Here is a 12,515-nt window from a genome sequence, read left to right on the forward strand (position 1 = left end):
CGCCCGATAAAATGGGGATGGATGTCCTCTCCCTACGGCTACCGCAGCGACCCTTTCACTGGGAAGCGAGCATGGCATGCAGGGGTTGATTTTGCCGGCAAGGATGGGAGTGACATCATTTCGGTTGCTGCAGGGGTTGTTACTTGGTCCGGCGCGCGCTATGGCTATGGCAACCTTGTCGAGGTTAATCATGGTGATGGGTATACGACTCGATACGCACACTGCAAAGAACTTCTGGTTAAGGTCGGTGATATCGTTGAGAAAGGTGAAGTTCTTGCAAGAATGGGAAGTACAGGTCGTTCTACCGGGCCGCACGTGCATTATGAAGTGCTCAAAAATGGCAAAACAGAAAACCCTAAGAAGTTTATTTATCGTGCGAGTCGCGGATAGCGCTCGCTTTCTCCTCCTCTTTTCTTAATTTTTCATGACGAGCTTGGCATGCCTGTCCCGGAGGCTTTGCCTGCACACTTTTATCACTTAGAATGTCCAATTCGGTAAATGAGAAGTCTGCCGTCTTGAGTTTCCAACTTTAGACCTCACTAATAATATCTCATCCATAAAAACGAATTAATAACACAGTAGATCTTTATGTTTTCATCCGCACTAACGAAGCTTTTCGGAAGCAAGAATAAGCGAGAGCTTAAACGCATGGGCAAGGTTGTTGCTCTTATTAATGCTCAAGAAGAGGCGCTTGCAGCATTAGACGATGAGGCGCTAAAAGCGAAAACCGCAGAATTCAAAGACCGCTTACAGAAAGGTGAGAGCCTAGATCAACTGTTACCTGATGCTTTTGCTGTCGCGCGTGAAGCGGGAAAACGCGTCATGTCTATGCGCCATTTTGACACGCAGTTGATCGGTGGTATGGCTCTGCACAATGGCAAAATTGCCGAGATGAGAACGGGCGAAGGTAAAACGTTGGTAGCGACGTTGCCTGTTTACCTCAATGCCTTAAGCGGTGAGGGCGTGCATGTTGTAACCGTCAATGATTATCTCGCTAAGCGAGACTCTAAATGGATGGAGCCACTTTATAATTTCTTGGGCCTGAGTGTGGGTGTTGTCCATTCAGGTCAGGAGCCAGCGGAAAAGAAGGCGGCTTATCAATGTGATATCACCTATGGTACGAATAACGAATTTGGTTTTGATTATCTGCGTGACAACATGGCTTTCAGCTCTGATCTGAAGTCTCAGCGGGCGTTGAACTTCGCTATCGTGGACGAAGTTGACTCTATTTTGATCGATGAGGCGCGAACGCCGTTGGTCATCTCCGGACCGACCCAAGACAGCTCCAAATTATATAAAGCGCTTCGCGCAATTGTTCCTTTGTTGACACAGGCAGAAGTGAGTGAAGACGGAAAGCCCGTCGATGACGGTCATTTTATACTGGACGAGAAAGCGAAATCTGCTGAGGTGACAGAGTCAGGATTGAGTTACCTCGAGCAAGTATTTATTGATCAAGGTTTGCTAGAAGAGGGCGACAGCCTTTACGCGCCTTCCAATTTGATTCTACTTCACCACACTGCGTCTGCGTTGCGTGCGCAACACCTGTATCACAAAGATGTAGATTACATCATTCAGGATAAACAGGTTGTTATCATAGATGAGCACACGGGTCGAACGATGGCGGGTCGTCGCTGGGGCGAGGGCTTGCATCAGGCAATTGAGGCGAAAGAAGGGTTAGCTATCCAGGCTGAGAGTCAGACTCTTGCATCAACTACGTTCCAGAATTTCTTCCGCCTTTACCAAAAGCTGGCTGGTATGACCGGAACGGCGGATACCGAAGCCTATGAGTTTAATCAAATCTACGGTCTGGATGTTGTCGTTATTCCAACCAACAAGCCAGTTGCGCGTATTGATCATAATGATCTTGTTTATCTTACTCAGGAAGAGAAATTTCAAGCGATCATCGATGAGGTAAAAGAGGTCGTCGCAGCGAAGCGCCCAGTCCTGGTTGGTACCGCAAGTATCGAGTCCTCTGAATATCTGTCTGCACTCCTCAAGAAAGCAGGTATTAAGCATAGCGTTCTAAATGCTAAGCAGCATGCGCAGGAAGCTCAAATCATTGCTCAGGCAGGTATGCCTGGCACAGTCACTATTGCGACGAACATGGCGGGGCGTGGAACAGATATCGTGCTTGGCGGTAATTGGGAGGCGGAAGTCAAGGCGCTGAAAGATCCAAGCGAAGCAAAAGTAGCGGAGATCAAAACCGCATGGCAAGAGCGTAACCAAGCGGTTAAAGAGGCTGGAGGTCTTCATATCCTTGGTACGGAACGCCACGAATCTCGTCGAATAGATAACCAGTTGCGAGGGCGGTCTGGTCGACAAGGCGACCCGGGTAGTACGCGCTTCTTCTTGTCACTCGAAGACAGCCTAATGCGTTTATTTGCCTCTGACCGGGTACGAAACATCATGCAAGCGCTTGGAATGGATAAAGGTGAAGCCATTGAGCACAAGATGGTGAGTAACGCGATAGAGAAGGCACAGCGAAAGGTCGAGGGGCGTAACTTTGATATCCGAAAGGCCTTGCTTGAATACGATGATGTAGCAAATGACCAACGTACTGTCGTATATGAGCAACGCAATGAAATTATGGCGCGCGACGATATTAGTGACATCGTAGCGGCGGTTCGCGAAGAGATAGTAAACGAAGTCGTTAGTGATTTTATTCCTCCTCAAAGTATTGAAGACATGTGGGATATCTCTGGTCTTGAGCAGGCGTTGAAGGCCGATTTTGCGGTCGAACTCCCAATAAAAGCATGGCTTGATGCAGACGATAATCTGCACGAAGAGTCTTTGCGCGAAAAGATTCTGGCGGCTGTTGTCGCAGAGTATCAGCAGAAAGAAGACGTTGCTGGTGCACAATCAATGCGAGCGTTTGAGAAGCAAGTCTTTTTGCATATTTTGGATACTTTGTGGAAAGAGCATCTCGCATCGATGGATCACCTGAGACAAGGTATCCATTTACGAAGTTATGCACAGAAAAATCCAAAGCAAGAATACAAGCGCGAAGCCTTTGAAATGTTTCAGGACATGTTAGGTAAACTCAAGCATGAGGTTGTTAAGGTAACGAGCCACGTCCGCATCCAGTCGCAAGAAGAAGCTGAAGAGATTGAGCGTCAGCGTCGCGAGGAACTTGCTCGCCAGTTAGGTGCGGCTCAAGCGCAGCACGACGAAGCCAACTCAAGCACCGACGATGCCCCATCCGAGAGTGCCGAAGCGAAGTCGGAGCCGATGACGCGTGATGGTCGTAAAGTCGGGCGAAACGAACCTTGCCCTTGTGGTTCCGGCAAGAAATATAAGCAATGTCACGGGCGTGTTACGGCTTAGGCTGAACGTATTAGATCGGAGAGTTAGACATGGCGGTTGGTGCGGATTTCTTTCCCGATATGCCTGAAGTAAAGGGTGTTCGTATTGGTGTTGTTGAAGCAGGGGTCCGATACGCAAACCGTAAAGACCTAGTTTTATTCTCAATTGACGCCGGAGCTAGGCTGTCAGGAGTGTATACCCGAAATGCGTTTTGTGCTGCTCCGGTCCACATCGCCAAAGAGCATATGCAGGCGATCCAGCAATCCGAGTCGCAAGCCCCGTTTTACTTGTTAATTAATACCGGCAATGCAAATGCGGGCACAGGGCAGCAGGGGTTCGATGATGCGTATGACTGCTGTGCCGCTGTTGCTGATCAATTTGGTGTGTCCTCTGAGCGAGTTTTACCATTTTCAACAGGCGTTATTGGTGAACCTCTGGCCAGTGAACGAATATGTGCGGCGATACCAGAGCTAAAAGCTTCATTATCCGCGTCGAGATGGGCGGAGTCTGCAAGCGGTATAATGACGACGGACACTCGTCCAAAAGGCGCATCGGTTGAAGTCCAATACGCAGGCCAAAAGATCACGATCAATGGTATCAGTAAGGGTGCGGGCATGATCAAGCCGAATATGGCTACCATGCTGTGCTTTGTTGCGACAGATGCAAATATTCCTCAGAAATTACTAAATAAACTATCTCAAGAACTTGCTGATCAGTCTTTTAACCGAATTACGGTTGATGGAGACACATCTACCAATGATGCTTGCATGTTGATTGCGACAGGGCAGGCGCAGCGAGCGGAAATTTCAGAGACCGATACCGATTTCGCCGGGTTCAAGGCTGCACTAAAACAGGTATATCAATCACTTGCACATGCCATTGTGCGTGACGGTGAGGGAGCAACCAAGTTTGTCACGATACAGGTTGATCAGGCCGCCAGCCAGAAAGAGGCGCTAGATTTAGCCTATACGATAGCCCATTCGCCTTTGGTGAAAACTGCGTTGTTTGCTTCTGATCCAAATTGGGGGCGAATATTGGCTGCATTGGGTCGCGCTCCAATCGAACATCTTGAATTGGATGCTGTACGAATTTTTCTAAACGATGTCCTTTTGGTTGCAAAGGGTGGGCGGGCCAGCACTTACACCGAAGAGGCGGGTCAGGAGGTGGTCAATCAGGAAGACATTTTGATTCGGTTTGAGCTCGCCCGAGGCTCTGTTTCAGAGACCGTTTGGACGACCGATTTGTCTCACGACTATGTCACTATAAACGCTGACTACCGATCCTAAGTATGTCTTTGCAGAAACGCGTCCACGTTGTCGTTGCTGTTATTCGAAAAGATAGTGCTGGATCAACACAAGTTTTGATTACAAAACGTGCTCGTGATGTGCATCAAGGCGGTTTATGGGAGTTTCCCGGAGGCAAGGTCGAAGCCGGCGAGACAGTGCAACAAGCTTTAAAGCGCGAACTCGAAGAAGAGCTCGGTATTGTCGTCACGCCCGAAGCGCTTGAGCCTCTAATTGAGATTCGGCATGACTATTCAGATAAGCATGTTTTGCTCGATGTCTGGTTTGTTGATCGCTATGAAGGCGAGCCCTACGGCCGGGAAGGTCAGCCTCTGCGGTGGGTGTCTCCCGATCTGCTGCATACCTTTGAGTTTCCTGCTGCAAACATTCCAATTATTCGAGCGGTAAACTTACCCAGAAAATACCTCATTACCCCAGAGCTTGGATCGTATGAGGCCTTTGTTTCGTATATCAGAAATGCAATGGCTTTTGGTTTCTCGCTTGTTCAGGTTCGACAGCCTCAGCTTGATGATGCCACTTATCTCGAGTGGGCCCACAAACTGCTTGAAGAGTTTCACAATGGTCGGCAATGCCAGTTAATCTGGAATCGTGATTTATCCGTTTTGAAAAATTTGCCAGAAGATTGTGCGTGGCATCTTAGTACTCGCTCGCTAAACATGTTGGCTGCTGATCCAGTCGCTGTTCTTCCAAATCTCATTGGTGCTTCGTGCCATAATGCAGAGGAGCTTGCGATGGCCGAGTCATTAGGGATGCACTACGCATTGCTGTCCCCGGTTCAAATGACGGCCTCGCACCCTGAGCAGAGCGGTATTGGTTTTGAGGCATTCCAGAAAATGGTCGCGCGCTGTGGTATGCCGGTTTACGCGCTTGGCGGTCTAGATCAGGCCGATATGAGTGCGGCTGTGAATAGCGGAGCGCAAGGTATTGCTGCTATTCGTGCCTGGCAAAAGATGATCTCTTCTTTAGAGGACAAGTTGAATGACTAGTAAGCTTACCCATGTAAACGCCTCAGGGAATGCGCATATGGTTGACGTCTCTGATAAAGCCGTGACTGGGCGTGTTGCAATTGCTGAGGGCTTCGTTCAAATGGAGGCAAGTACACTTGACCTCATTATGAGCGATCAAATCCAAAAGGGCGATGTGCTTGCCGTATGTCGTGTCGCAGGCATTATGGCGGCAAAGAAGTGTTCGGAACTTATTCCATTGTGTCACGGTCTTAACCTTAGTTCGGTCACTATTGATTTTGAACCTGAAAAGAAAGGCGACAAAGGCATCTTACGAATTGTTTCACGCTGTAAGCTGGATGCCCAAACTGGCGTTGAAATGGAGGCGTTAACCGCCGTCAGTGTTGCCGGTCTAACGGTTTACGATATGTGTAAAGCGGTTGACAAGGCGATGGTGCTTGATGGTGTGCGGCTGCTCGAGAAGCATGGTGGAAAAAGCGGAAGTTATTATGCCCCTCAAATTGGCAGTGCTAACGAGCCAACAGCTTAAAAGATTAAAGAAGACTTTGCGCGTTGTTGATTCAACTTCGCTCGATTCGTTTGGATAACAGAAGCTCCTATGGCCGACATGATTAGTAGGCAACAAACCAGACTCGTGGATCGCTTTGGGCGGAGCGTGAGCTACGTTCGTATGTCCGTGACAGATCGTTGTGATTTTCGTTGTGTCTATTGCATGGATGAAGAAATGACGTTTGTACCGCGCAGCGAAGTGCTTACTCTGGAAGAGATGGAGCTAGTCGCGCGGGCTTTTGTTGAGCTTGGAGTTCAGAAGATCCGTCTTACTGGTGGAGAGCCTCTAGTACGCAGCGGAATAACAAGGCTATGTGCAGACATTGCCGCGATACCTGGTCTTGATGAGCTTGTTATGACCACGAATGGGTCTCAGCTTTCAACGCTCGCACAAGAGCTGAAGTCTGCCGGAGTACGGCGTTTGAATGTCAGTCTCGATAGCTTAGATGAAGACAAGTTTCGAGAATTGACGCGCACAGGTAATCTTCAAAAAGTTCTTACGGGTATTGATGCTGCAATTGATGCAGGTTTTGAGCGAATCAAACTTAATGCGGTGGTACTCAATGGGCGTAATGAGAGTGAGGTTTTATCGCTTGTTGATTATGCCTTACGTAAGGGCATAGACCTTAGTTTCATTGAGGAAATGCCATTAGGTGTAATCTCGGAGCACTCGCGAAAGGAGACTTTTTTGAGTAGTGCAGGGCTTCGTGCACTGATCGGTGAGCGATATGCTTTGTTGCCATTGAATGGTGGGGTGCAGACGGATGGCCCATCGCGCTATTTCGCTATTTCGGATAAAGGGGGGGGCAGGCCTTATGAAAGTCGAATTGGCTTTATTTCTCCTCATAGCGAGAACTTTTGCGCTGATTGTAATCGTGTCAGAGTCACCGCTGAAGGGCAGCTCCTGCTGTGTCTTGGGAATGAGCACTCCGCGGATTTAAAAAAGGTCGTTAGAGAGCATCCGGGCGACATACGTGTGCTAAAAGAGGCCATTATCGCCGCGATGGATTTGAAGCCCGAAAAGCATCATTTTGATTTAGAAAGTGCCCCCCAAATTGTGCGGTTCATGAATACAACTGGCGGCTGAGTCAACGCCATTGTATTGCTGCAGGTCACGTCTAAGATTGTGATACAATGCGCAGCCTTTTTTTTTGAGGATACTTTGTGAGCGTTCGTTTTGTTGAAAGTTGCCAGCTTCCTACGCCTTTCGCGGTGTTCGATATGCATGGCTTCGAGGAAGTTGAAACCGGCCAAGAGCACGTGCTGCTTAGCTTGGGAGATGTCGGTAATGGCGAGCCTGTTCTTGCGCGCACGCATTCAGAATGTCTTACAGGGGATGGTCTTTTCAGCTTACGTTGTGATTGTGGTTTTCAATTAGAGCAGGCCTTACAAAGTATCGCGAATGAGGGGCGCGGCGTTTTGATGTATTTGCGCCAAGAAGGTCGCGGAATCGGATTGCTCAATAAAATTCGCGCCTATCATCTTCAAGACCAGGGTGCGGATACGGTAGAAGCGAATGAGAAGTTGGGATTTGCAGCGGACATGAGAGACTATTCTATCTGTGGACCAATGCTGCAGCACCTGGGTATCGATGCGCTAAGGTTGATGACCAACAATCCTCGCAAGGTGAAGGCGCTAGAGTTGGTAGGAGTCAGAATCGTAGAGCGTTTGCCTCTAGAAGTAGGGCGAAACCCACACAATGATGGCTACCTGACGACAAAGGCGAGCAAGCTAGGGCACTGGCTTAAGTCGCATCAGGATGATGATCTAGGCGTCTAGGCGTCTAGGCGTCTAGGCCCCGTTTAGTCGTTTGAAACGGCGGCTAAATAGACTGAATGACCGGTGAAATCAGCGAGCCTTTCTGAGCTGAGAGGCGAGCTTCAATGCTACTCAATATACCCTTTTCATCAAGCCCGCATTCGGCGAGTAAGACCTCAGGTCGTCCATGATCGATGAATGTATCTGGCAAGCCAAGTATCATAATATCGGGTCCAATGCCTTTCTGGTGCATAAACTCGGCAACGCCTGCACCTGCACCGCCTGCGATCGCGTTTTCTTCTAAGGTGACGATCAGATCATGACTTTCACAAGCCTGAATAATTGCTTGTGTATCCAAAGGTTTCACGAAGCGCATGTCGATCACGGTTGCATCAAATTTTTCAGCTGCGGCTTGTGCTGCAGGTAGCAGGGCACCAAACGATAAAATAGCCACTTTTGAGCCGTCACGAACAGTACGGGATTGGCCGATTTCTAGAATGTTCAGCTCCTGCTCAATTTTGACGCCCGGCCCTTTACCTCGTGGATAGCGCACAGCGCTAGGACCTTTGTGTGCAAGCGCAGTGTGAAGCATCTGCCGACATTCGTTTTCGTCGGATGGCGCCATGATAAGCATATTAGGAATGCAGCGCATGAACGAGAGATCAAACGCTCCCGCATGAGTTGGTCCGTCTGCACCAACCAAGCCTGCTCGGTCGATCGCGAAAGTTACATCTAGATTTTGAACAGCAACGTCATGTACCAATTGGTCGTAGCCGCGTTGAAGAAACGTAGAGTAGATTGCGACCACTGGTTTCATTCCTTCACAAGCCATGCCGGCTGCAAGGGTCACCGCGTGTTGTTCTGCTATTGCAACGTCGTAGTAGCGATCAGGAAAGCGTTGCGCAAATGCAATGAGATCTGAGCCTTCTTTCATCGCTGGTGTGATTCCGACGACTCGCTCATCTAGTTCTGCTGCATCGCAGATCCATTGACCAAAAATGTTTGAATAGCTTGGTTTGATGATCGGTGTCGGCACACTTTGGGGTGCCGGCTTTGCACTGGCCTCGATTTTATTTATTGCATGATAGCCAATGGGATCTGATTCTGCTGGAGCAAAGCCACGGCCTTTCTTGGTGACGACATGAAGAAACTGTGGTCCACTCAAGTGCTTCATGTTTTCAAGTGTTTGCAGCAGCACTGGCATGTCATGGCCATCAATTGGACCAATGTAGTTAAAACCCAGCTCTTCAAATAAGGTTCCCGGCGCCATTAAGCCCTTAACGTGCTCTTCAGTTTTGCGTGCAAACTCCATAAGGCCGGGTGTGTTGCTGAGTACACGTTTACTGCCATCGCGCACCTGATTGTAAGCTTTACTCGATAGAATTTGTGCTAAATGGTTTTTAAGACCACCAACATTGTTCGATATCGACATGTCGTTGTCGTTCAATATGACCAAAAGGTCGGGGGCGATGTCGCCGGCATGACTGAGTGCCTCAAAGGCCATTCCCGCAGTAAGTGCCCCGTCACCGATGACGGCAATAGATCGGCGCTTTTCACCTTTGTGCTTCGCGGCAAGGGCCATTCCGAGAGCTGCGCTGATGGAGGTACTGGAGTGACCAACGCCAAAGGTGTCGTATTCGCTCTCGCTGCGAGTTGGAAACGCTGCTGGACCATTTTGTTGGCGAATGCGCGTCATGTCATCGCGACGCCCAGTGAGTATTTTATGGGGATAAGCCTGATGGCCGACATCCCAAACGATTCTGTCATCCGGGGTATTAAAAACATAATGCAGTGCGGCTGTGAGCTCCACAACGCCTAACCCTGCACCAAAGTGGCCGCCAGATTGGCCGACGCTAAAAAGTAAGAAGTGTCGAAGCTCAAAGCACAGTCGAAACAATTGTTCTTGAGATAACAGGCGCAGCTGATGAGGCGAATCGATCTTATCGAGCAGCGGAGTGAAGGGGCGCTCAGTTGGAATTTCGTTAAAAGTATGAAGATCGTACATCGGTGTCGCTATCAGGTTTAATCAGTGGCGCAGTATACCAGAAAGTATAATGTCTTCAGTGCTAATTATACTTGCTTTGTCTGGAAGTAGATTCAGTGTTCGCGCTCTATTACATACTGGGCGATGGCTTTAAGTTCTGAGGTATCGCTGTCAGTGAGATCTTCTAGGCAAGAGAGGCATGTTTCGTATAGGCTCGCTAACTTATCTTGGGCGCCGCCAAGTCCAAGTAGTGAAACGTAGGTGGGCTTGTTTAGTGCTTTGTCCGCCCCAGCGGACTTGCCGATGGTTTGGGTATCACCGGTAACATCGAGAATGTCGTCCTGAACTTGAAATGCGAGGCCTAGCGCTTTCGCGTACTTTTTCAGTGCGTCGACAGAGGTCGTATTTGCAGATCCGCAAAGAGCACCCATCACCACAGCTGATTCAATCAGTTTTCCTGTTTTATGTTGATGCATGTGCTCCAAGTCTTCCAAACTGAGCAAGTTGCCTACGGCAGAGAGATCGATGGCTTGCCCCAAAACCATTCCACGCCCACCACTTGCTTGAGCGAGTTCGGCTACTAGGGCTAACTTGACCGAGTCTGATTGTTGAAAGTCATCCAGTGTGAGTAAATGAAAGGCCGAGGTTTGAAGTGCATCACCGGTTAATATCGCTGTTGCTTCATCAAAAGCGATATGGCACGTCGCCTGTCCTCTGCGAAGTGCGTCATCGTCCATGGCTGGTAGATCGTCATGAACCAACGAGTAAGCATGGATGAACTCCAATGAGCAGGCTGCATGCAGTGCTTTGTTAGAATCTGTGCCTAACGCTTTTGCGGTGGCTAGACAAAGCATTGGTCGAATGCGTTTGCCGCCTAGCAGCAAACTGTAGCGCATAGCATTGGTGAGCCTTGCATCGCTTGTGCTCGTTTGATCAAGAAAGCGAGACAGAGCTGTATCGATTTCAGCCCGATATACGTCGAAAAACGCGGGTTTGTTCATTTTTATCGTCTTATACTGTCTGGCTCTGGTCGTCCTCAGAGTTGAAGGGTACTTTCTTTAATTCGCCGTTCTCTTCCAAAAGTTCATTCACGCGTTGTTCTGCTTTGCGTAGAGTTTGTTGGCAGTTACGTGTTAATTTAACGCCCTGTTCGAACGCCTCCAGCGATTGTTCTAGAGAAAGCTCGCCTTTCTCCATTCTTTCAACAATGGCCTCAAGTTGCTCAAGAGACTCTTCGAAGTCATTCAGTGCTGAGTCGTTCTGGTTCGGCATAGTGATCTTTTTATCCGGTTTATTGCATTTTTGATGCGGCTGATTAAAAACATCTCGTGAAAATGTGCCATTTAGGTCTACACTTTTGGATGCTGAGGGCTCGCTTTGAAAACTCATGGCTTGCGTAAAGTTTGCGCTCGACAAGTCAAAAAACTTGGCGCTAAGTATAACCACTGTTTCCATTTCGTTGAACCTGCTTTTTTCTTGCGGTTTGCCGAATAATTAAAGATAACTTTGATTTTTTAGAGGGACTGAAAGTTTGGATCTCGCTACCCTAGTAGGACTTTTAGGCGGCTTTGCCATTGTTGTTTTTGCAATGGTGCTTGGTGGCTCGTTAGGCATGTTCGTCGATGTGCCCTCTATTCTCATCGTGATTGTTGGTTCCTTGCTTGTTTGCATGATGAAATTCTCTCTCGGGCAGTTTCTCGGAGCAACGAAAACGGTTGCTAAAGCATTTATGTTCAAGCTGGACTCGCCTGAGGAGCTGATTGCGAATGTAAAAGAACTCGCGGATGAGGCTCGAAAAGGTGGGTTGTTGGCACTTGAGGGTAAGGAGATTTCCAATGATTTCCTGAAGCGGGGAATTGGCTTGCTCATCGACGGTCATGAGGCGGACGTCGTTCGCAATCTACTGGTGAAAGACAAGAATCAAGCAGTAGATCGCCACAAGGTCGGATCTAGGGTCTGGGAGGCGCTAGGTGATGTCGCACCTGCAATGGGTATGATCGGGACTCTGATTGGTTTGGTCGCTATGTTATCGAATATGGATGACCCGAAATCGATTGGACCCGCAATGGCTGTTGCATTGCTGACTACTTTATATGGAGCAATGCTTGCCAATATGGTAGCGATTCCTTTCGCTGACAAGCTGAAGCTTCGCATGGCGGAGGAGAGCTTGATAAAGAGTATGTCGATTGATGCGATAATGGCCATTCAGGCGGGGCAGAACCCTCGTGTTATTGAGATGATGTTACGCAACTACCTTTCTGAGGGTAGCCGTGAAACCCAAGAAGAATAAGTTGGCGGCAAGCTCTGATGTCTGAAGAAGAAAAAGAATGCGAAGAGTGTAAACCGGGGTTGCCAGCATGGATGGGAACCTTTGCTGACTTAATGTCGCTATTGATGTGCTTTTTTGTCTTGCTACTTTCTTTTGCTGAAATGGATGTTTTAAAGTTTAAGCGTCTTGCTGGTTCGATGCGCGAAGCGTTTGGCGTGCAAAAGCAGGTTGAGCTGAATCAGGTTCCAACCGGAACCAGCGTCGTTGCTCTGGAGTTTTCGCCGGGCAAGCCGGAGCCGACTCCAATCAAAACGGTGATGCAGCAGACCACAGATCCGAATCAGACCTCTCTTGAGTTAATGTGTGATCAGCCAGTTGAGAAG

At 48.7% G+C, this 12,515-nt stretch carries 12 protein-coding genes; 9 read left to right on the forward strand and 3 right to left on the reverse strand.

What is annotated here, in order from left to right; translation table 11 throughout:
* From A3751_RS01540 to ribA, 7 genes are all read left to right on the forward strand, one after another.
* Positions 1-390, forward strand: a 390-nt coding sequence (locus tag A3751_RS01540) for a M23 family metallopeptidase (protein ID WP_156492170.1), incomplete at its 5' end; no start/stop codon positions are given.
* 198 nt (positions 391-588) lie between these two features.
* Positions 589-3,324 (forward strand): preprotein translocase subunit SecA, encoded by a 2,736-nt coding sequence (secA, locus tag A3751_RS01545; RefSeq protein ID WP_068451401.1) that lies wholly within the window; start codon positions 589-591, stop codon positions 3,322-3,324.
* A gap of 29 nt (positions 3,325-3,353) precedes the next feature.
* Entirely contained in the window at positions 3,354-4,589 is a 1,236-nt protein-coding gene (gene argJ / locus A3751_RS01550; protein ID WP_068451405.1) for a bifunctional glutamate N-acetyltransferase/amino-acid acetyltransferase ArgJ, read from the forward strand.
* Positions 4,590-4,591: 2 nt separating this feature from the next.
* Complete coding sequence (locus A3751_RS01555; RefSeq protein ID WP_068451408.1) at positions 4,592-5,593, forward strand: Nudix family hydrolase; 1,002 nt, start codon at positions 4,592-4,594, stop codon at positions 5,591-5,593.
* Positions 5,586-6,101, forward strand: coding sequence for a cyclic pyranopterin monophosphate synthase MoaC (moaC, locus tag A3751_RS01560; protein WP_068451411.1), 516 nt, complete (start codon positions 5,586-5,588; stop codon positions 6,099-6,101). Before A3751_RS01555 ends, moaC begins: the two co-directional genes overlap by 8 nt.
* A gap of 69 nt (positions 6,102-6,170) precedes the next feature.
* Positions 6,171-7,208 carry a GTP 3',8-cyclase MoaA gene (moaA, locus tag A3751_RS01565; RefSeq protein ID WP_082862989.1) on the forward strand — a complete coding sequence of 346 codons (1,038 nt, stop codon included), beginning with the start codon at positions 6,171-6,173 and terminating at the stop codon, positions 7,206-7,208.
* Between the two features lie 77 nt (positions 7,209-7,285).
* Positions 7,286-7,900: a GTP cyclohydrolase II gene (gene ribA / locus A3751_RS01570; protein WP_068451414.1), complete on the forward strand. Its 615-nt coding sequence runs from the start codon at positions 7,286-7,288 to the stop codon at positions 7,898-7,900.
* Between the two features lie 43 nt (positions 7,901-7,943).
* Here the strand turns inward: ribA and dxs are convergent, their stop codons facing one another.
* The 3 genes from dxs to A3751_RS01585 form a co-directional block, all read right to left on the reverse strand.
* Complete coding sequence (dxs, locus tag A3751_RS01575) at positions 7,944-9,884, reverse strand: 1-deoxy-D-xylulose-5-phosphate synthase (RefSeq protein WP_068451417.1); 1,941 nt, start codon at positions 9,882-9,884, stop codon at positions 7,944-7,946.
* 92 nt (positions 9,885-9,976) lie between these two features.
* Positions 9,977-10,864: a polyprenyl synthetase family protein gene (locus A3751_RS01580; protein WP_068451420.1), complete on the reverse strand. Its 888-nt coding sequence runs from the start codon at positions 10,862-10,864 to the stop codon at positions 9,977-9,979.
* 10 nt (positions 10,865-10,874) lie between these two features.
* Complete coding sequence (locus A3751_RS01585) at positions 10,875-11,135, reverse strand: exodeoxyribonuclease VII small subunit (protein WP_068451431.1); 261 nt, start codon at positions 11,133-11,135, stop codon at positions 10,875-10,877.
* A 259-nt stretch (positions 11,136-11,394) separates the two neighbouring features.
* Here A3751_RS01585 and pomA point away from each other — a divergent pair, with 259 nt between their 5' ends.
* Both pomA and A3751_RS01595 read left to right on the forward strand, forming a co-directional pair.
* Positions 11,395-12,153, forward strand: coding sequence for a flagellar motor protein PomA (gene pomA, locus A3751_RS01590; RefSeq protein WP_068451424.1), 759 nt, complete (start codon positions 11,395-11,397; stop codon positions 12,151-12,153).
* A gap of 17 nt (positions 12,154-12,170) precedes the next feature.
* Positions 12,171-12,515: flagellar motor protein MotB (locus A3751_RS01595; RefSeq protein ID WP_304438992.1), on the forward strand; the 345-nt coding region annotated here is incomplete at its 3' end.

Source organism: Oleiphilus sp. HI0080 (assembly GCF_001635135.1).